19 protein-coding genes are annotated in these 20,729 nt (G+C 53.0%); 10 read left to right on the top strand and 9 right to left on the bottom strand.

What is annotated here, in order from left to right; translation table 11 throughout:
- Positions 1 to 111 precede the first annotated feature (111 nt).
- On the bottom strand, positions 112 to 507 hold the full coding sequence (locus tag BKD14_RS02510) for a VOC family protein (protein WP_075654139.1): 396 nt from the start codon (positions 505 to 507) through the stop codon (positions 112 to 114).
- A gap of 244 nt (positions 508 to 751) precedes the next feature.
- Here BKD14_RS02510 and BKD14_RS02515 point away from each other — a divergent pair, with 244 nt between their 5' ends.
- From BKD14_RS02515 to BKD14_RS02530, 4 genes are all read left to right on the top strand, one after another.
- On the top strand, positions 752 to 3,799 hold the full coding sequence (locus BKD14_RS02515) for an FAD-binding and (Fe-S)-binding domain-containing protein (RefSeq protein ID WP_075654140.1): 3,048 nt from the start codon (positions 752 to 754) through the stop codon (positions 3,797 to 3,799).
- 24 nt (positions 3,800 to 3,823) lie between these two features.
- Positions 3,824 to 4,384 carry a L,D-transpeptidase family protein gene (locus BKD14_RS02520; protein WP_075654141.1) on the top strand — a complete coding sequence of 187 codons (561 nt, stop codon included), beginning with the start codon at positions 3,824 to 3,826 and terminating at the stop codon, positions 4,382 to 4,384.
- Between the two features lie 418 nt (positions 4,385 to 4,802).
- Complete coding sequence (locus BKD14_RS02525) at positions 4,803 to 5,891, top strand: DUF475 domain-containing protein (RefSeq protein WP_075654142.1); 1,089 nt, start codon at positions 4,803 to 4,805, stop codon at positions 5,889 to 5,891.
- Positions 5,892 to 6,048: 157 nt separating this feature from the next.
- On the top strand, positions 6,049 to 7,443 hold the full coding sequence (locus BKD14_RS02530) for an MATE family efflux transporter (RefSeq protein ID WP_210215496.1): 1,395 nt from the start codon (positions 6,049 to 6,051) through the stop codon (positions 7,441 to 7,443).
- A 37-nt stretch (positions 7,444 to 7,480) separates the two neighbouring features.
- On the opposite strand, the gene BKD14_RS02535 is transcribed toward BKD14_RS02530, so the two are convergent.
- From BKD14_RS02535 to BKD14_RS02555, 6 genes are all read right to left on the bottom strand, one after another.
- Positions 7,481 to 8,302 (bottom strand): M55 family metallopeptidase, encoded by an 822-nt coding sequence (locus BKD14_RS02535; protein ID WP_075654143.1) that lies wholly within the window; start codon positions 8,300 to 8,302, stop codon positions 7,481 to 7,483.
- A 113-nt stretch (positions 8,303 to 8,415) separates the two neighbouring features.
- Positions 8,416 to 8,571, bottom strand: a complete 156-nt coding sequence (locus tag BKD14_RS19255) for a hypothetical protein (RefSeq protein ID WP_022710313.1) — start codon at positions 8,569 to 8,571, stop codon at positions 8,416 to 8,418.
- Positions 8,572 to 8,881: 310 nt separating this feature from the next.
- The gene (locus tag BKD14_RS02540) at positions 8,882 to 10,399 is read right to left on the bottom strand and encodes a tripartite tricarboxylate transporter permease (protein ID WP_022710312.1); all 1,518 of its coding nucleotides are present in this window, start codon (positions 10,397 to 10,399) and stop codon (positions 8,882 to 8,884) included.
- Between the two features lie 77 nt (positions 10,400 to 10,476).
- A complete protein-coding gene (locus BKD14_RS02545; protein WP_022710311.1) occupies positions 10,477 to 10,962 on the bottom strand; it encodes a tripartite tricarboxylate transporter TctB family protein in 486 nt (161 codons plus the stop codon).
- The gene (locus BKD14_RS02550; protein WP_075654144.1) at positions 10,959 to 11,903 is read right to left on the bottom strand and encodes a tripartite tricarboxylate transporter substrate binding protein; all 945 of its coding nucleotides are present in this window, start codon (positions 11,901 to 11,903) and stop codon (positions 10,959 to 10,961) included. Before BKD14_RS02550 ends, BKD14_RS02545 begins: the two co-directional genes overlap by 4 nt.
- A 331-nt stretch (positions 11,904 to 12,234) precedes the next feature.
- Positions 12,235 to 13,323: an ABC transporter substrate-binding protein gene (locus BKD14_RS02555; RefSeq protein WP_245293544.1), complete on the bottom strand. Its 1,089-nt coding sequence runs from the start codon at positions 13,321 to 13,323 to the stop codon at positions 12,235 to 12,237.
- Between the two features lie 151 nt (positions 13,324 to 13,474).
- On the opposite strand from BKD14_RS02555, the gene BKD14_RS02560 reads away from it, so the two are divergent.
- The 6 genes from BKD14_RS02560 (at position 13,475) to BKD14_RS02585 (ending at position 19,755) form a co-directional block, all read left to right on the top strand.
- Entirely contained in the window at positions 13,475 to 14,200 is a 726-nt protein-coding gene (locus BKD14_RS02560) for a response regulator transcription factor (RefSeq protein ID WP_075654145.1), read from the top strand.
- Positions 14,197 to 15,597, top strand: a complete 1,401-nt coding sequence (locus BKD14_RS02565) for a sensor histidine kinase (protein ID WP_075654146.1) — start codon at positions 14,197 to 14,199, stop codon at positions 15,595 to 15,597. Before BKD14_RS02560 ends, BKD14_RS02565 begins: the two co-directional genes overlap by 4 nt.
- Before the next feature lie 168 nt (positions 15,598 to 15,765).
- Positions 15,766 to 17,502: an ABC transporter ATP-binding protein gene (locus tag BKD14_RS02570; RefSeq protein ID WP_075654147.1), complete on the top strand. Its 1,737-nt coding sequence runs from the start codon at positions 15,766 to 15,768 to the stop codon at positions 17,500 to 17,502.
- Between the two features lie 275 nt (positions 17,503 to 17,777).
- Positions 17,778 to 18,692 carry a DMT family transporter gene (locus tag BKD14_RS02575; protein WP_075654148.1) on the top strand — a complete coding sequence of 305 codons (915 nt, stop codon included), beginning with the start codon at positions 17,778 to 17,780 and terminating at the stop codon, positions 18,690 to 18,692.
- Positions 18,689 to 19,336, top strand: a complete 648-nt coding sequence (locus BKD14_RS02580) for a TetR/AcrR family transcriptional regulator (protein ID WP_075654149.1) — start codon at positions 18,689 to 18,691, stop codon at positions 19,334 to 19,336. The genes BKD14_RS02575 and BKD14_RS02580 overlap by 4 nt, the downstream gene beginning before the upstream one ends.
- Complete coding sequence (locus BKD14_RS02585) at positions 19,333 to 19,755, top strand: DoxX family protein (protein WP_022710303.1); 423 nt, start codon at positions 19,333 to 19,335, stop codon at positions 19,753 to 19,755. The genes BKD14_RS02580 and BKD14_RS02585 overlap by 4 nt, the downstream gene beginning before the upstream one ends.
- 3 nt (positions 19,756 to 19,758) lie before the next feature.
- Here the strand turns inward: BKD14_RS02585 and BKD14_RS02590 are convergent, their stop codons facing one another.
- Positions 19,759 to 20,118 (bottom strand): winged helix-turn-helix domain-containing protein, encoded by a 360-nt coding sequence (locus BKD14_RS02590; RefSeq protein ID WP_075654150.1) that lies wholly within the window; start codon positions 20,116 to 20,118, stop codon positions 19,759 to 19,761.
- A 36-nt stretch (positions 20,119 to 20,154) separates the two neighbouring features.
- Positions 20,155 to 20,709: a cupin domain-containing protein gene (locus BKD14_RS02595; protein ID WP_022710301.1), complete on the bottom strand. Its 555-nt coding sequence runs from the start codon at positions 20,707 to 20,709 to the stop codon at positions 20,155 to 20,157.
- Positions 20,710 to 20,729 lie beyond the last annotated feature (20 nt).

A 20,729-nucleotide genomic window follows, 5' to 3' on the forward strand; every position in this document is an offset into this window, starting at 1 on the left:
TTAAATCATTGTATCTGCGCTGGATTTTAGCTGAATTTTGCCGCAGCAAGGCTGGTGTTAGCGTCGCTGCGACAAAGCTATACAGGGAGGCTCATGCCAAGCGTTTCATATTTATTTGAAACGGCCGCCGCGCTGCAAAACCTCGATCTTGTAACCGTCCGGATCGGTAATGAAGAAGAAACGGCCGACCAGCACACCATCCGGTTTGAATTCAATCAGCTTGCCCGGATTGAGACCGGCTTGTTCAAGACGGGCATGTTCCGCATCAAGGTCAGACACTGAAACAGCGAGATGGCCGTAGCCGTCACCCAGATTATAGGGTTCAGTGCGGTCTTTGTTGATCGTGAGTTCAAGTTCAAATTCGCTTTCCGCATTGCTCAGGTAAACAAGCGTGAAAGCCTGAAAATCAAGACGGTCTGCAATCTCCAAGCCAAAGGCGGTTCTGTAGAATGCAAGGGAGCGGGCTTCATCAAGCACGCGGATCATGGAATGGATGTTTTTTGCCATAGGAGCACCGGTTATGAGAGTTTGGAACAGGCTTTCTTGCAGATTCTGCCCTGTTTGTCCCGTTTAACGGCCAGCTCAATGCCGCAGAATAAAGCTATATAAGATAATTCGCATGACTTCATGCCAATGCGTGACAAAGTAGACGGCTGCGCATGATTGGAAAGAGCGGCTGAAAACGCTATGACATTTGCGAAAGACGGGTTGCTTGCGGCGCGATGCAACCGGCAAATGCGGAGAGAATTGCGTGATACCATTCCTGCAGGCAGACGTTCTGGCAAAACCGGAGCCGTTGGATTTTTACGATGCGTTGCGGCTGAGCAGCTTTGGCGGTGATATTGAATTCAGCGCGGCCACGACCACCGTTTATGCAACCGACAACTCCGTTTATCAGGTGCGTCCGCAAGGTGTGATTTATCCGCGTGGATTTGAGGATTTGCAGCAGATTGCGCAGCTTCTCCAAAGGCAAGAATTCCGGCATCTGAAAATGGCGATGCGCGGTGGCGGCACCGGCACCAACGGCCAATCGCTGACCGACGGTGTTGTGGTCGATACCTCACGCTATATGAACCGTATTCTCTCGATTGATCCGGAAAAGCGCATTGCCCGTGTGCAGAGCGGTGTGGTCAAAGATCAGCTCAACAAAGCGCTGAAACCCTATGGCCTGTTTTTTGCGCCGGAGCTTTCGACATCTAACCGCGCCACAATCGGCGGTATGATCAATACCGATGCCTGCGGGCAGGGCTCGTGCCTTTATGGCAAAACCTCCAATCATGTTCTGGGCTTACGTGCCATTTTGATGGATGGCAGTGAGCTGAACACCAGACCGGTTTCAAAGGGCGAGCTACAAGACTTACAAAAGCCGGATACCCGCAGTGGTGCAATCTACCGACTGATTGATGAGATCGAGCGCGACAATCGCGATCTGATCGATCAGACCTTCCCAAAGCTCAACCGCTTTCTGACCGGTTATGATCTGGCGCATATACGCGAGAGCGACGGCGGGCTTAATCTCAATTCTCTGCTGTGTGGCGCGGAAGGAACATTGGCACTGATTGCTGAGGCTGATCTCAATCTGCTGCCGACCCCGCGTTTCGCGGCGCTGATCAATATCCGCTATGACGATTTCAACACTGCGCTGCGCGATGCCCGTTTTCTCACCGGATTGCAGGTGGCATCGGTTGAGACAGTGGATGCCAAAGTGCTGTCACTGGCGCGCGGCGATATTATCTGGAACAGGATTGCCGATTATTTTCCGTCAGAGGAAGGTAAGCGCACAGACGGTATCAACATTGCCGAAGTGCTGGCCGACAGCGCTGAGGAACTGGCTGAGAAAATCCGTTTTGTGAGCCAGTCTCTGGCGGATTCTCCGCAAAGCGGCCGTCACGGTTTTACCACCACAGAAAAGCCGGATGATATTGAAGCCATTTGGACAATGCGCAAACGCGCGGTTGGTTTGCTTGGCAATGTCGAAGGCGCCCGCCGTCCGGTGGCATTTGTGGAAGACACGGCTGTGCCGCCGGAAAATCTGGCCGATTATATCCTTGAATTTCGTGCGCTTCTCGATGGTGAAGGGCTGGATTACGGTATGTTCGGCCATGTCGATGCCGGTGTGCTGCATGTGCGTCCCGCTCTTGATCTGTCTGACCCCGCACAGGAAGTGATGATCCGCCGTATCTCCGATGCGGTGGTGGCATTGACGCTGAAATATGGCGGCGTTTTGTGGGGCGAGCACGGCAAAGGCGTGCGCTCGGAATATGTGCCGGAATTTTTTGGCCCGCTTTATCCGCAATTGCAGCGTATCAAGGCGGCTTTTGATCCCTATAATCAGCTCAATGCCGGTAAGATTGCCACGCCCGATGATCAGCCGCTGACCAAGATTGACGAACTGGCCTTCCGCGGCCAGAAAGATCGTATCATCCCTGCAGATGTGCGCAATGCTTATGACAATGCGCCTTATTGCAACGGTAACGGTGCTTGTTTTGATTTCAATACAGATTCCGCGATGTGCCCGTCTTTTAAAGGCAGCGGCGACCGGCGCTATTCTCCGAAAGGTCGTGCTTCGCTGATCCGCGAATGGTTGCGTCTTCTGAGCGAAAAGGGCATTGATCCGCGCCGCTCGGCACAGGCGCTGCGGAATCAACCGCTATGGAGTGGTTTGCTCGGCCGCATCGGCAACAGTCTCGGTTCTAAAAATCGTGATGACTTTTCCCATCAGGTGCGCGATGCGATGGATACCTGCCTTGCCTGTAAGGCCTGTGCAGGGCAATGTCCGGTCAAGGTCAATGTTCCGGCCTTCCGCTCCAAATTCCTTGAGCTTTATTACAGCCGTTATTTGCGCCCGTTGAAAGACCCGCTGATTGCCTCGATTGAACATATGATGCCGCTGGTTGCCAAAACCGGCAGGCTTTATAATGGTTTGATGGGTAGTGGTCTTGGCCGCTGGGGTATGAAACAGGTAGGCCTCACAGCTTTGCCGTCACTTAGTGATGTGAGCCTGACTAAAGAACTGCGTGCCCGCAATATTCAGATGGCGGATGCAAATGTGCTGAACAATCTGAGCGCAGAGCAGAAAGCCAAAGCGGTTATTCTGGTGCAGGACAGCTTCACGAGTTTCTTCGATACACAATTGCTGCTGGATGTGCTGGATTTGCTGAAGGCGCTTGGTTTCACACCTTATCTGGCTGAGCTGAAGCCAAATGGTAAAGCGCAGCATGTGCATGGTTATCTGAAGTCCTTTACCCGCACGGCACGCAATACCAGTCTGTATCTCAACAGCCTTGCCAAAAGCGGTGTGCAGCTGGTCGGGCTTGATCCGTCGATGACGCTGACCTATCGCAGTGAATACCGCTCGGCGCTGCCGAATGAAACCATGCCGGATGTGAAGCTGCCGCAGGAATGGCTGGCGCAGCATCTGGGGCAGATCGCCTCTGAGATTAAACCATCGGCTGAACGCAGCACACAGAACTATATGCTGCTGCCGCATTGTACTGAGAAGACCAATGCCACGCCGACAATTGCGGCTTGGGTAGCGATTTTCAAACACTTCGGTATCAATATGGTGATTGGCGAAAGCGGTTGTTGTGGTATGGCCGGTACTTTTGGTCATGAATTGCGCAACCGTGCGCTGTCAGAAAATATCTATGATCTGAGCTGGCGACAGAAAATGCAGACCCATGGGCGCGAACAAATTGTTATGGCCACAGGTTTTTCCTGTCGTTCACAGGTTGAGATCATGGAAAAGACGCAAATTCAGCATCCTTTGCAGGTTCTGAAGCAGTTAATCGCTTCCTGATCTTAAAGCTTGCAAACAGGTGCTATGAGCTCAAAACGTAGAAAATATCTGATTGCACTATTGCTGGTGGCCATAGCTTTACCGGCATCAGCCTATGCCTATACGAAAGTGCTGGGGCGTGTCGGTTCCGGCATTGCACCGGCCATGGCCGCTGTTGAGCAGCAGGCGGATAAAATCATCGTGCGCAAAGCCGCCCGTGAACTGCAATTACTGCGCGGTGGTGAAGTCTTACGCACATACCGCATTGCTCTGGGGGGCGCACCGGCAGGTCATAAATTACAGGAAGGCGATCAGAAAACACCGGTCGGTAATTATGTGATTGACTGGCGCAATCCGCGTTCCATGGCACATCTCAGTCTGCATATTTCCTATCCCAATGAGCAGGATGTGCTGAGAGCCAAAGAGGCGAATGTTGCACCTGGTGGCAATATTATGATCCATGGTTTGCCGAATGGCTGGGGCGCTCTCGGAGCGATCCATCATCTCTGGGACTGGACGGATGGCTGTGTGGCGGTGACAAACAGCGAGATGCAGGAGATCTGGTCGCTGGTGCCGAATGGTACGCCGATCTCTGTTTATGAGTAACTGGCGCTGAAATCCGCTTTTGAAAAAGCAATCATGTTCAAAATATGCCTTTTTTCAGCTGAAAATCGGATTCCCCCCTTGAAGCAATCGTAACAATGATTAATTAGAATGCATCTGTAGTATGAAGGCTGCGGGAAATTCGGCTGGTGAGAGGCACCGGCATCCGCCTTGCAACTGTTTTATACAGCTGGGTCAATCATTACAGAGCTAACACGGTACCGGGCCCCTCTGGCGAGAGTTTACGGCGCTCTCGTGATGTCGGTACTGCCGCAAATATAGCCGGCGGACATGTGATCATGAAAAATTCTTTCATGTTTTCTGCGGAAGGTCATCAGGCCGATTCCGCTTTTAACTTTTGTTCTTATATTGATAATGCGTATCGTACAGACCGGTCTCCGGCCACTAAGGAGATCGTGAAATGAGCACGCCCGTCTCTCAGAAAACTGTTCTCAGCTATTTTACCTGGGCATTTATTGTCACCGTCGTCGGTCTGGCACTGGGTGCATGGCTCGGCTGGCAGTCCACCGGCACAATCGGTGGTATGGCCTCGATCTTTTTTATCTGTACGGTTCTGGCCGTGCTGGAAATCTCGTTGTCCTTTGATAATGCGGTGGTGAATGCCAATAAGCTGAAAGATATGACGCCGGAATGGCAGCATCGCTTTCTGACATGGGGTATCATCATTGCCGTTTTCGGTATGCGTATTGTTTTCCCGCTGCTGGTTGTGGTGATTGCTGCCGGTATCGGTCCGATTGAAGCGATCGTTCTGGCTGCTGCGAAACCTGAAGAATATGCGCGTATCATGACTGATGCGCATCTGCCGATTGCCGCTTTCGGCGGTACCTTCCTGTTGATGGTGGGACTGACCTATTTCTTCAATTCCGACAAGGATGTGCATTGGTTCGGTCCGCTCGAGCGTCCGATGGCGCGTCTGGCTGAAATCAAAGGGGTTGAAGTTGCAATCGTTCTGATCCTGCTTCTGACCTTCTCGTCAATTCTTGGTGAAGTTGAAGGTACAACTTTCCTCTATTCCGGCATTTATGGTCTCCTGACCTTCCTTGCTGTGGAAGTGGTTGGCGGTATTCTTGATGCTTCGCAGAAAACGCTGAACGCTGCGGCACAGGGCGGTTTTGGTGCTTTCCTTTACCTCGAAGTGCTGGATGCCAGCTTCTCCTTCGACGGTGTGATCGGTGCTTTCGCACTGTCGCAGAACCTGTTCGTAATCGCGATCGGTCTGGGTATCGGTGCGATGTATGTGCGTTCCATGACCATTATGCTGGTAGAAAAAGGCACATTGAGCGAATACCGCTATCTGGAACATGGTGCATTCTATGCGATCCTGATCCTGTCGGTGGTGATGTATTTCCAGACACTCGTGCATATTCCGGAAGTGATTACCGGTCTTGGCGGTGCGGTACTGATCGGTATCGCGTTCTGGGCATCGGTTCGCCATAACCGCCGCGAAGAACATGCAGAAGCAAAAGCTGAAGCTGTAGCAGCCGAATAAGCTGCTTCATCACCTTCACGCAATTATGAGCCGCCGGATCACTCCGGCGGCTTTATTATTTTGCATGATTGCAAAGCTGCGATTATTGCTCATTGATGAGAAGCAGCATGCACGGACAGCAAGAACGGAAGAGGCAATGGAAACAGGCGGACAGAATATGAGTGACAAACAAGCTGTTTCTGTGAGCATTGATGCTGTTAAGCCGCCGGTACAGCATGGTCTGTGGCATTCATATATGCTGATTTTTTTGCCAATGCTGTTGTCCAATATTTTGCAGGCGGCTTCCGGTACGCTGAACGGTATTTTTGTCGGCCGCATGATGGGCGTTGATGCGCTGGCGGCAATGTCCGCCTTTGCTCCGGTGTTCTTTTTGTTTCTCGGGCTGATTATCGGTCTTGGTGCCGGTGCCACCGTGCTGATCGGTCAGGCATGGGGCGCGCGGGATATGGTCAAGCTACATGGCATTGCGGGCAGTGCGGTGGCAATGGTGATGACTGTGTCTGTTACCGTTGCAATAATGGGCGGATTATTTGCCACGCAGCTGATGTCATTTCTTGGCACGCCGCAGGCCGTGCTGAACGAATCCGCCCATTATGCCCGTATCATGATGATGGGCATGCCGGTGATTTTTTTGCTCTGGCTGATGAGCAATATGAGCCGTGGCGTGGGTGATGCGGTCAGTCCGCTCTGGGCGCTCGTGGTTGCCACATCTGTTGCCATGGTGCTGACACCGCTCTTCATTGAAGGCTGGCTGGGTTTTCCGCAGCTTGGGGTGATGAGTGCGGCCGTTTCCACGGTGATTGCTTCCGCTGTGGCACTGGTCTGGCTGATCTGGCACTGGAACCGTCGCAATCATCCTATGGCATTTACACGCAGTTTTCTGGCTCTGATCCGCTTTAACAGCACCTATTGTAAAACCATTTTGCGCGTTGGCCTGCCGACAGCCTTGCAGATGCTGACCATTGCTTTTGCCGAGATCGTGCTGCTGGGACTGGTCAATGGTCATGGCACACAGGCGACAGCCGCCTATGGTGCGATTGTGCAGACATTGGGCTGGGTGCAGTTTCCGGCCATCTCTATCGGTATTACTGCCTCAATTCTGGCCGCACAGGCGGTTGGGGCAGGGCGCAACGAGCAAGTGCATAAGATTGTGATTGCCGGACTGCAGCTGAACTGGCTGGTCACCGGCTCCTGTGTGGCGCTGGCCTATTTGTTGTCCGGCTATATTACCAGTGCATTTCTGACCGAGCAGACTGTGGCTGATCTGGCCGCGCATTTGCTGCATATTGTGCTCTGGACGATTGTATTATTTGGTATGAGCAGTGTGTTTATGAGCTCTATGCGGGCAAGCGGGGCGATTTATGCACCGACCGTTTTGACCATGAGTGCTATCTTACTGGTGGAAATTCCGGCAGCCTATTTGTTCAATCAATGGATCGGCATTGACGGAATTTGGTGGGCTTATTCACTGACCTTCGCCACGATGCTGTGCCTGCAATCGGGCTATTATTATTTCATCTTCAGTAAGCGGAAAATCGTGAAGTTGATTTAGAAAAATAGAAAAGCCGGCAATGCCGGCTTTTTTGTTGTTATTTCACATTGGCGGCAAGACCGGAAAGAACACCCATCCAGCCGACAGCTTCCGCAACATTTGCACAATCAAAGCTGATGGTTGTGGCGTCCGTGCGCTTGGCACAAGGGATGATCGCCATCTGATCGGCCAGCAGCGGCGAATTCATGATGAACTCTGCATGGATACGGCCGGTAAAGGGTTTCCAGACTTTCAGTTCGCTTTTACGCTCAACGGCTTTTTTCGCCAGATCACGGATCATGGCGCGGGCATTCTGTACGGAGATCTGACGCGCCGCACGGTTGCCCAGGGCTGTTTTGACGGTGGCAAATTCAGCCTCAGGGAAGAACGGGCGGTTTTCCTGCTCGGTCTGATCATCGCCACTGATCAGTGCCACCGGCACACCGAGTTCACCGGCATAGGCACCGTAAAAACCGGGTTCGCCGACAATCTGACCATTGAGTTTAATGGTGCGGAAGGCAAAGCCGTTGGTGGTATGGGCAAGTACGCCATATTGCGCGGCACTGGCATGATGGCCGGTGAAGAACAACAGGTCAAAACTTTCATCCAGACCGGCAGCCATATTGAATTTTTTGGGGCGACCAAGGATCAGCTCTGCTGCCGGATGCAGCATTTCCGGAATAATATTGACCATCGGACCGTGGGAGTCATTGACCAGAATATAGTCTGCTCCGCCTGCCAGTGCACCTTCAATGGCGGCGTTGACTTCTTCTGTCATCAGGCGGCGCGCCCGTTCATATTCCGGATTGCCTGGCTGACCTTGCTGCGATGTTACAACACCGGCCACACCTTCAATATCCGCACAAATATAGACTCTCATATTTCCCCTCCGGTAATCATGATTGATTCCGTAATTCCGAGGCTACCTTGACAAAAAAGCCCCGCAGCTTCAACCGAAGCGCGGGGCTTAAATGTTCTGAAATATAAGATAAATCAGCTGAAGTCGGCAGGATTAATGCCGAGAGTGCGCAGGTCTTTTTCATGCGGACGACGACGGCCTTCAACAGCAGCAGCTGCGGAAGCTGCGGCACCGAAAACAGCCAGTGCGCGGCTGATGAAATTACGGGAATGCTTTGTACGTTCTGTCATCTTGCTTCTCCGTGTTTGGGGCTTTGTCTTTTTGCAAAGCCGTAATCTGATACTCCAAAGATGGGATCACCAAGCCGTTTTCACAACTGACAGAATGACAGAGCTGCCATGCATGAATCGCATGGCCGGTTAAATAATGATGATAAGCAAAGAAAAAGCCCGCCGGCATAACCGGCGGGCTCATCATTTTCGGGGGTATAAAGGTTTAGAGCATTTTACAGTCAAGTTGGATCAACTTGACGCCCGTGATAATGCGTCCAAATAAAGAATCTAGAGCGAGCGCTATGATCCAATCTGGACATAAACCGCTCTAGTCCTCATTCGCCGCAAGCTGCGACAGAACCTGACCGCGGCCACGGGCACGCATAATCAGCGGTACGATCAGCGCCAGTGCTGCAATTGTCAGCAGCACAGCTGCAATAGGGGAGGTGAACAGGACAGTCACATCACCTTGACTGATCGACAAAGCGCGGCGCAATTGCTGTTCAGCCAGCGGGCCGAGGATCAAACCAACGACGGCCGGTGCAATCGGATAACCGAAGACACGCATACCATAACCCATCAGGCCGAAAGCCAGCAGCATACCAAGTTCAAAGACCGACGGATTGGCACCGATTGTACCAAGCGTGGCGAACATCAGAATACCTGCATAGAGCCATGGTTTAGGGATGGTCAGCAATTTGACCCACAGGCCGATCAACGGCAGGTTAAGCACCAGCAGCATGAAATTGGCAATCAGAAGACTGGCAATCAGACCCCAGACCAGCTGCGGATTGGTTGCAAACAGCAGTGGGCCCGGTTGCAGACCATATTGCTGGAAACCGGCCAGCATGATTGCAGCGGTTGCTGTTGTCGGCAGGCCGAGTGTCAACAATGGCACGAGCGTACCGGCAGCAGACGCATTGTTGGCAGCTTCAGGTCCTGCAACACCTTCAATCGCACCATTGCCGAATTCTTCCGGATGTTTGGTGAGTTTGCGCTCGGTTGCATAGGACAGGAATGTACCGATTTCCGCACCGCCGGCAGGCATGGCACCAATCGGAAAACCGATAAATGTACCGCGCAGCCAAGGTTTCCATGATCGCGCCCAGTCGGAGGCAGACATCCACAGCGAGCCTTTAACGGCTTCCACTTTATCCGGTGCACGTGCACCCTGAGCGGCGATAAAGAGCGTTTCACCGATCGCGAACATAGCAACGGCCAGTGTGGTGACCTCAATGCCGTCCAGTAAATCCGGCACACCGAAAGACAGGCGCGCCTGACCGGTCAGCTGGTCAATACCGATAGTGGCAAGCGCAAGGCCGATAAACAAGGATGTCAGGCCGCGCAATGCGCTGTCGCCGAAAGCCGATGATACGGTGACAAAAGCCAGCACCATCAGCGCAAAATATTCCCGGGGGCCGAAAACCAGTGCAAGCTTAACAATATAAGGCGCGATGAAAGCGAGGCCGATGGTGGCAATCAGACCGGCAACAAATGAGCCGATAGCAGCTGTTGCCAATGCAGGGCCGCCGCGTCCTTTACGTGCCATTTTGTTACCTTCCAGAGCGGTAACAATCGAGGCGCTTTCACCCGGTGTATTCAGCAGAATAGACGTAGTGGAACCGCCATACATGCCGCCGTAATAAATACCGGCAAACATAATCAGGGAACCCGCAGCATCGAGCTGATAGGTAACAGGCAGCAACAGGGCGACAGTCAGTGCAGGGCCGATGCCCGGAAGCACGCCGACAGCGGTGCCGAGTGTCACGCCGATCAGCGCATAGAGCAGGTTCATCGGCTGCATCGCAACCACAATCCCCTGCATGAGAAATTCAAATGTAGACATTAATCATTGTTCCCGTGTTGAGCCGCTTTACGCAGAGGGTAAGGCGCTGCGGCAACGAGGAGACAGCCGGTGGCTTTTTAAAAGAACAACCGCTCTAACGGCCCCGCAGGCAGTGACAATTGCAGCAATTTGGCAAAAACCAGCCAGATCACATAACAGGCGGCAATTCCGACAGGGATCGAGAACCATAATTTGCGCTTGCCGAAACCATAGGCTGTCAGGGCGAACATGATGCCTGTGGCAATAGAGAAGCCTGCCGTGTTGAGCAGCAACATCTGCGCGGTCAGACCGCCGACAATCCACAATACCGGTTTGACTTCCTGCGGCTCACGCTCGGGAAAATCATGGCGGAAAGCAGCAATAATTGTCCAGATCGCCAATCCTGCAAGGCCGAAGGCAATGGCTTTCGGCACAGTCGCAGGGCCGACCTGAGAATAACCGGCAGCCTCGGAAAGACGTGCCATATCCCAGAACATCACGCCGGAAATGACAAGCAGGATGGCCGCGATACAAAGCGCCGCCCGATCGGGGCGACGCGCTGTTACAGGTTTCAGTTCACTCATTGAACAAGACCGATGTCTTTCAGAACACCTTCGGTTGCCTGAATATCCTTATCGAGCTGTGCGTCAAAAGCGTCACCTGCCAGATAGGTGTCAGCCCAACCTTTGGTCTTCAGAGTTTCCTGCCAGGATTTGGATTTTGCCAGCTTTTCAATATCCGCATTGATTGCGGCTTTCTGCTCGGCGGAAATGCCAGGAGCTGCAGCCAGCATACGCCAGTTTTCTACAACAACATCAAGGCCGGATTCTTTCAGGGTCGGTGCATCAATGCCTTCAATACGTTCGGCGCTGGAGACAGCCAGCAGACGCAATGTGCCGGATTTAACCTGTGATTCAAATTCGCCGTAACCGGAAATACCTGCAGAAACCTGACTGCCGAGAATTGCGGCCAGTGCTTCACCGCCGCCGGAATAGGCAATATAGTTGATCTTCTTAGGATCAACGCCTGCAGCCTTGGCAATCAGACCAACAGCGATATGGTCAGTACCACCGGCAGAACCACCGCCCCATGATACTGCGCCCGGATCTTTTTTCAGCGCTTCAATCAGGTCGCCCATTGTCTGGAAAGGAGAAGAAGCAGGTACAACAATTGCTTCATATTCGCCGGTCAGACGTGCGATTGGCGTAACATCTTTCAGGGTTACCGGTGACTTGTTAGTCAGAATAGCGCCGACCATAACATAACCGCCGACGATCAGAGCATCACCTTTACCTTTTTGCTGGCTGGCGAATTGTGCAAGGCCGATCGTGCCGCCGGCACCCGGTACGTTTTGTACCTGTACTTTACCGGAGATACCTTCCTGCTGCAGAACAGTCTGCAGGGAACGGGCTGTCTGATCCCAGCCGCCGCCCGGATTGGCCGGTGCAATGATGGTGTAATCTGCTGCATAGGCAGGCAGCGCCAATGCGCCTGCAAAGAGGGAAGCGAGTAGAAGTTTTTTCAAGTCTGATCCTCCTGATGCTGCGTTTCAACGCAGGCTGTGGTTTTTAGAAAACGCACGGGAAGGATCAGGCATGTGGTGCCCCCGACCATATACAGTGTTCCTCCCCGGTACTGTTTAACCGCCTCCACGGACAACAGTCCCGCTAATCGATCATATGAAGCTGACGCGAACCTGACGCACCCTGCGCTTTACGCACAAATTTTAAGACCGTGTGCTTTGCACACAAATGTTAAAAGGGTGCTTTGCACACAATTATTGAGACTTGCGCTGTTTTCAGGAACGGCTCTTGCTCATATGTCTTTTGAGGATTGTGAGCCTGTTCCTGTGAAAATCAATAATATTTTTTCTGCTGGCGCAGCACATCATTCCATTTGGCAATCAGGCGGCTGCGTTTAACCTGATCGAGATAGACCATCAGGCCGGGACTGACAGGCACCGGTTTCAGCTTGTTGCCGTAGATTTCCTGCATGGTCAGAGCGGTATTGTCTCCGGCCACTTCAGGGCTGACAGCCGGTATTTGCAACTGGCGGGCGAGGATGGTTTGGCCTTCTTTCGACATGAAGAACTCAAGATAGCGCCGCCCCAGTTCCGGCGAAGCGGCGGCTTCCGGCACCAGCCCGATACGCGACATCACCACAGTATAATCTTTTGGCAGAATAATCCCGACATCGGGGTTGCGCGATGCCCAGTCTGCGGCGTAGGAGCCGAGAATATTATAACCGAGCACAAAGCGCCCGTCGGCAACGCGTTCCACAATCGCCTGACTGGTGGAATAGAGTTTGACCCCCGCTGATCCCATGGCCTGAATAACAGTCCAGATATCGTCAAACTGCTCCTGATCACGTGCCATGAACAGAAAGCCGACGCCGGAGCGTTCAATATCATAAGTCCCGATACGGCCGAAAACGCTTTCACCCTGTTCTTTGAGATAGGCAACCAGCTCCGCGCGGGTTGACGGCGGTTTGCGGTCTTTAAATTCCGGCTTGTGATAGACAAAGACTGCTGGCTCAAATGTCAGGGCATAGGCGGTGTTGCGCCAGTTCGCCCAGCTTGGCCAGCGTTCACTCATCGGCAAAATACTGGCTTGCGCATAGCCGTCATTGGTAAGTTTGACCTGCAAATCCATGGCTGAGGAAAAAGCGAAATCGGCAGTTTTCAAGCCGTCATCAGTTTCCCGCACGATGCGCTCATAAATTTCCGTGGTGAGCATATCCTCATAGCGCACGGTGATGTCAGGGTTGCTTTTCTGAAACCCTTCAATCATCGGTCGTGCAAGCGGTTCATCCAGAGAAGAATAGACAACAAGCACCGGCGCATTCTTGTCGCCGCTGAGTGCCGGAAACATCATGGGCGTTGCTGCCACAGCGCTATTCCACACCGGCAATAAACTTAAAACCGCACTCAGCCAGAAACGGCGCACGTCCTGTCCTCCCAAACTCGCTGGCCCAAACATTGCTGACAATGCAGGATTATTTCTTTGTATCCGCTGACATTGCCCTTGTAATCATTATATGCTGTGTCGGGGAGAAACAATACGGGCTGCAACAGGGCAGCAGGGAGATGTTGACAGCGTGCGGATTTTGCTGGTTGAAGATAATAAGGCGCTGTCGGAAGGGCTGGGCGCTTTGTTGCGCGGTAGCGGCTATGCGGTTGATATTGTTGAAGACGGTGCGTCTGCCCATGCCGCCGCTGCGGCTGAGAATTTTGATCTGGTGATTCTTGATCTCAACCTGCCTGAGATGGACGGGCTGGATGTGCTGCGTGCCATGCGTGCGCGGCATAATCAGGCAGCTGTGCTCATTCTGACCGCGCGCGGTACACCGGAAGAGCGCGTGCGCGGGCTGGATCTCGGCGCGGATGATTATATGATTAAGCCGTTCGATATCAGCGAGTTTGAGGCGCGGGTGCGCGTGCTGTTGCGGCGTCAGGCGGGATTGCGTCATGCGCTGGTGCATTTTGGTGCTGTCACGCTGGATCTGAATACGCGCACCTTTAGCGCTGCCGGACAATCGATTGATATTCCGGCGCGGGAACTTGGCTTGCTTGAATTGCTCTTTGTGCGCGGCGGTAAGGTCGTTGCCAAAGAAGCGATTGTGCAGTCTCTCAGCGGCTTTGACCATGATCTGAGCTCTAATGCCATTGAGCAATATGTCAGCCGTTTGCGCAAAAGGCTTGCGCCTTACGGGCTGACGGTCAGGACAGCGCGGGGGCTGGGATATTATCTGGATCGTCTGTCCGGCACCCAGCCGGTTATTGTTGCGGATGAAACTGTAGATTTGCCCGCGGATACACAATGAGGAAAAACAGCTATTCCCTGCGCAGACGTTTGCTTGGCTGGTTGCTGGTTTCAACCATGCTGATCGGGCTGATTGCGCTGGCGGATACGTATCAGGAAGCTGTCAGCACGGCCAATAAGGTGGCGGATCGTGTGCTGAGTGGTTCGGCGCTGGCGATTGCCGAGCGTGTTGTGGTGTCCGAGCATGGTGATCTGGAAGTGGATATTCCCTATGTCGCCTTGGAAATGCTCACTTCTGCCGCGCAGGATCGGGTGTTCTATCGGGTGGACGGTCCGCCCGGCCAGTTTATTACCGGTTATGAAACACTGCCGCTGCTGAAAAATCCGGAAAATAAGGATGTTGAATTTGGCGACGGAACCTATCGCGGAGAGCCGATCCGGCTGGCTTTGCTCCGCCGTTCCGCTTCGACCGGTGTGAATTCCGTGCCCTTTACAGTGACTGTTGCCGAGACAACTATGGCGCGTCGGCAGCTCACGCATACGCTTTTGCTGCGCTCAGCCTTGCGGTTGTTGTTTATGATTGTCGGCACCGCATTGGTGGTCTGGATTGCCGTGACCTATGCTTTGCGTCCGCTTTACCGCCTCAGTGATGCAATTGCCGAGCGCAATCCGCAGGATTTGCACCCGATCAGCGAGCATGTGCCCAATGAAGTGCAGGGGTTGGTAGAAACGGTCAATTCTTTCATGGTGCGGTTGCAATCGGCGCTGGATGCACTGCGCCATTTTACCGGCAATGCCAGCCATCAGTTGCGCACACCTTTGGCAGTGGTGCGGACACAGCTTGCTCTTGCCCAGCGTAGTCAGGATCGCCAATCCATGTTGGAAGCGGTCACGCAGGCCGATCAGGCCGTGGCGCATGCCGAGCGAATTCTGGCGCAGTTGCTGTTGCTGGCTAAAATTGATGCATCCGGCGACCAGACTGTGCAAGTGCTCGGATCTGTTGATCTGGCTGAAATGGCGCGGCAGATCACCGGTGATTACGTGCGTGAGGCAGCGCGGGGAGATATTGATCTGGGCTATGAAGGGGAGGCCAGTCTGACCGTGCAGGGCGACCGGCTGCTGCTGGAAGAGGCTTTGAAAAACCTGATCAGCAATGCGCTGCTTTATGCCGGTACAGAGGCCGTCGTGACTGTGCGTGTGCGCAGGCAGGGTGAGCTTGTTTTCCTTGAGGTTGAGGATAATGGCAAGGGCGTGCCTGAAGAGCAGCTTTCCCTGATCCGCAACCGCTTTGACCGCGGCTCTGTTGCAAAAAACACAGGACATGCTCCGCAAGGCAGTGGTCTTGGTCTGTCGATTGTCGAGGAAATTGCGGCTCTGCATGGGGGGCATCTGATCCTGCAAAAAGCAATGCAGAGCAAAGGTCTCCTTGCGGCCATCCGGTTTTCTGCTACTTCGTAAAATATTCTGGCCGGTTATCGTTATTGCCGGTTTTTGATAGATCATTCCGGCCGATTTACTGGCAATCAGGCACTTATCTTGTTGCAAGCTGAAGGTTTTTGGCTACAACCGCCAGTAACTTGAATGATAATGTCAGATTTTGCAGGCGGGACGACGGGAGAGATTGTAATGCCGGATATCGTAAAACGGTTTTTTGCCTATTATCGTCCGCATAAGCTTCTGTTCGCTGTCGATTTTTGCAGTGCGGTATTGTCCGGTTTGCTGGAGCTGGCTTTTCCGGTGGCTGTTACATTATTCATCGACCGGTTGCTGCCGACCAATGAATGGGGGCTGATTGCTCTCGCGGCCGCCGGTTTGCTCTGCGTTTATGTTTTCAATGCCGGTTTGCAAGTGGTGGTGACCTATTGGGGGCATATGCTCGGGATCAATATTGAAACCGAGATGCGCCGCAAAGCCTTTGATCATTTGCAGAAACTCTCCTTCGGCTATTTCGATAATCAGAAGACCGGCCATCTTGTGGCGCGTATGACCAAAGATCTCGAAGAGATCGGCGAGGTCGCCCATCACGGTCCCGAAGATCTGTTCATCGCGATCATGACGCTGATCGGCGCTTTCATTCTGATGTTCTGGGAACATTCGACGCTGGCTGTTATTACCGCGCTGATTGTGCCGGTCACTGCATGGGTGACATTGCGCTATGGCGGTCGCATGACCACGACATGGCGCGCACTTTATGGCCGCGTGGCGGCATTCAATGCGCGTATTGAGGAAAATGTCGGCGGTATTCGTGTGGTGCAGGCTTTCACTAATGAAGACCATGAACGCGCGTTGTTTGCCGAGGATAATCAGAATTATCGCAGCACCAAGCTTGAAGCCTATAAGGTGATGGCAGCCTCCACATCGCTGAGCTATCTGTCGATGCGTTTCATTCAGGTGGTGGTGATGCTGTGCGGGGCATATTTTGTCATTCGCGGCGACCTGAGTGCCGGTGGTTTTGTCGGTTTCCTGCTGCTGGTCGGGGTATTTTTCCGGCCGATTGATAAGATCAATTCGGTGATTGAAAGCTATCCGAAAGGTATTGCCGGTTTCCAACGCTATCTGGAATTCCTGAATACGCGTCCGGATATTGCTGACCACGCCAATGCCCGCGATGCAGGCAAATTACAGGGCAATATCCGTTATAATCAGGTTTCCTTCGGTTATCAGGATAATCGTCCGATCGTGCATAATCTGAACCTCGATATTCAGGCTGGCGAGACCATTGCATTTGTCGGGCCCTCCGGTGCGGGTAAAACCACGATCTGTTCTTTGCTGCCGCGTTTTTACGAAGTGACCGGCGGTGCTATCAGTATTGACGGTATTGATATCCGCGATATGACGCTGAAATCCCTGCGCAGCAATATCGGCATTGTCAGTCAGGATGTGTTCCTGTTTGCAGGCACGATCCGTGAGAATATCGCCTATGGCCGCCTTGATGCGAGTGATGCCGAGATTATGGATGCTGTGCAACGCGCGCGTCTGGGCGATGTGGTTGCCGGTCTGCCGGCGGGGCTGGATACGATTATCGGTGAGCGCGGGGTCAAGCTTTCCGGCGGGCAGAAACAGCGTCTGGCGATTGCCCGTATCTTCCTGAAAAACCCGCCGATCCTTATTCTGGATGAGGCAACTTCCGCTCTTGATACAGAGACAGAGCGTGCCATTCAGCAATCCCTGTCGGAATTGTCGGTCGGGCGCACTACTTTGGTGATCGCACATCGTCTGGCAACAATCACCAATGCTGACCGCATTGTTGTTGTGCAGGACGGCAGTGTGGCGGAAGAGGGCAGTCATCAGCAGTTGCTGGAAGCAAAATCCGGTCTCTACCGCCAATTGCTTGAAGCGCAGAACCGTGCGGCCGAGGTGTAGGAGCTCTGCTTTCTGCACCCTGCAGATAATGCTTATGCAATTGTACCCTAGAGCGGTTTACGTCCTGACTGGATCACAGTGCACGCTCTAGATTCTTTAAGTTGCCGCATTATCACAGGCGTCAAGTTGATCCAACTTGACTGTGAAATGCTCTAGTCGGGCATGCAGGCCAGCTTTGTCTGTTAATTGTGAACGCAGTGTCCATCAACATGATGAATTGATACGATACCGTATGGTATGATATTGGTGCTGCAAATTGAAGGACAGGACAGATTATGAATCCTAAACTTGCAGCCGCACTGGCCACCATTCTATGGGGCTTCACCTATATTGTTTCATCCAACATGCTGCCGCATAATCCGGTTTTTATCGGTGCAATCCGCGCTTTGGGTGGTGGTATTCCGCTGTTGCTGTTTGCCCGCACAATGCTGCCGCGTGAATGGTGGTGGAAAATTCTTGTGCTTGGCACGCTCAATGCCGGTTTGTTTTTCGGCCTGATCTTTGTTGCGGCTTTGCGCCTTCCGGGCGGCGTGGCGGCAACCATTCAGGCTTTGGGACCGCTCTTCACTATTCTGCTCGCATGGCCGCTGATGCAGGTTATTCCGACCGGTCATAAGATTTTCAGCGTCTTGCTGGGTGCCGTTGGTGTCAGCCTTGTTGTGCTGCGTGGTGGCGTGCAGATGGATATGATCGGTGTGCTGGCAGGCTTAGGCGCGGCCTTATCTGTGGCACTGGGTGGTATCTATGTCCATAAATGGGGTCGCCCGTGTTCTTTGCTTGCATTCACTGGCTGGCAGCTGGTTGTCGGTGGCGTTGAACTGGCAATCCTTGCTGTGATCTTTCAGGACATTCCGTCTTCTGTTACGCTCGTGAATTTTGCCGGTTTTGTCATTCTCGCACTCTTCCTGACAGCGCTGGCTTTCGCTTTGTGGTTCCGTGGTATTGAGGGCGCAGGACCATCCGCAGTTGCTCCGTTTTTCCTGCTCGCTCCGGTGACAGCTTTTATTATGGATGCTGTTTTTAATGATATGGTGCCAAGCTGGCTGCAACTTGGCGGTATTGTTCTGGTGCTGGGAAGCTTGCTCTATGGTCAGCTGGTTGATCGCAGATCATTCAGACCGGCTCGGCACCATCATAAGATTACAGATGCTGAGAAACAGACAGAAAAACAACCGGAGGCGGCTGAATGAGCGCAGAAAAACCAGTCCGGATTACCCGCCGCGGTATAGAGCGGCGGGAGCAGATCAGAACCATCGCCGGTGCCCTGTTTCTGGAGCATGGCTATGAGGGCGTGTCGGTTGATGAAATCATGCGTCAGGCCGGTGGTTCAAAGACCAATCTCTATAATCATTTCGGAGATAAAGAAGGCTTGTTCATGGCTGTTATCTCGCAAATGAGTGAGACTTTCACTTATGGGATCAAAGATCTGGATGTCTCCATGTTGCCGTTGAAAGACGGTCTGGAACGGTTGGGGCGTCAATTGCTGACTGTTCTGATGGAAGAGCATCACGTGGCGTTTCAGCGGCTGGTTATCGCGGAATCGGGACGGTTTCCGGCAATTGCACGGACATGGTTTGAAAAAGGCCCGCAAATGGCGCGGCATTATTTCGCCAAGGCCATTGCCCCGCATGTCGAAAACGGCAGTCTGCGACAGGGTGACCCTTATATTATGGCCACCCATTTTCATGACATGATTGTCGAAAATCTGCTCAGTCTGGCTTTGCTGGGGCAATATGTGAGTGTGGAAATGCAGCGCCAGACTATAGACGATGCTTTGCAGACACTGCTGCATGGCTGGCTTGTACGCAACGACCGGACAGGAGGATTATTATGAGCCCGAACTGGATTTATCAGCTATTATCCATGCCCGTTATTCAGCTGTTGGCGCGTATTTTGCTGACCATGACATTCTGGCTGAGCGGGATTGCCAAGCTTTTTGATTTTCCGGCTGCGGTGGCTGAAATGGCAGCGAATAATTTGCCGGTGCCAGCCTTGTTTGCGGCACTGACCATTGCCGTGCAACTGATCGGTTCCGCTCTGATAATACGGGGTGGCTCACTGGTCTGGCTGGGTGCCGGTGCGCTGGGTGTGTTCACCGCCATGACAATTCCGGTCTCCCACGCTTTCTGGCGGGCAGAAGGGGCAGAAGCCGTTGCTAAAATGCATGTGGCTGTTGAACATATGTCGGTTATCGGCGGGCTGATTATTGTAGCTGTTCTTCATGCAATTGTGCCGCGCCTGCGCAGTAAATAATTTTTACACGGTACGGTTCTTGTTCAGCCATTCAATATCATCGCTCAAAGCTTGCGCGAGGGTGGTTTCCATATGACGAAAACGGCGGATCAGTTCTTCTCCGAAGGGAGTGAGGACTGCGCCGCCGCCTTGTTTGCCGCCGCGCTGAGAGGTGACGGAAGGTTCGCTGAACATGGAGTTCAGGGCATCAACCAACTGCCACGCACGGCGATAGGACATATCCATGGCGCGACCTGCCGCTGAAATCGAGCCGGTGTCGCGAATATGTTCAAGCAACTGGATCTTGCCGCGCCCCAGCCGCGCATTTTCAGGAAAATCAATCCGCAATACCGGCTTCAGCAAAGCGATATCCTGTTGTGCCATGATTGGTTCTCCGTTCTGTCTTTAAAAATTCATTACTTAAAAAGTCGGCGGTGTACAGGCGCTGATAACGTCGCAGGCCACCGGCCCGACACAACGAAACCGGTGCGGGCGCCGGCTTTCAAAATAATAACCGTCACCCGGTCCCAATATACGCCTCTCACTGTCGACAGTCACTTCCAGACGACCGGCAATAACAATGCCACCTTCCTCACCTTCATGCACCAGCGGCACTTTGCCGGTATCCGCACCCGGTTCGTAGCGCTCTTTGAGAATCTGCAGCGCCCGCCCGAACAGATTGTCGCCCAGCTGCCGGTAGGAGATTTTGCCTTTGCCGATCTCGACAAACTCCTCAGACTGATAAAACGCCTTTTGTGGCATATCCGGTTGCAGGGCGAAAAACTCCGACATGCCGATCGGCAGACCGTCGAGAATGCGTTTCAACGCGCCGACTGAAGGGTTGGTCTGATTGGCCTCAATCAGCGAAATCGTGGCATTGGTTACACCGCTGCGCTTTGCCAGCTCGCGTTGTGAAAGCCCCGATTTTTCACGGATGAAGCGCAAACGGCCGCCAATATCGATCTCACCGGTCATGGGTACCTGTTTCCGCTGTT

The organism is Pseudochrobactrum sp. B5, assembly GCF_001939785.1.
Lineage (GTDB): Bacteria > Pseudomonadota > Alphaproteobacteria > Rhizobiales > Rhizobiaceae > Pseudochrobactrum > Pseudochrobactrum saccharolyticum.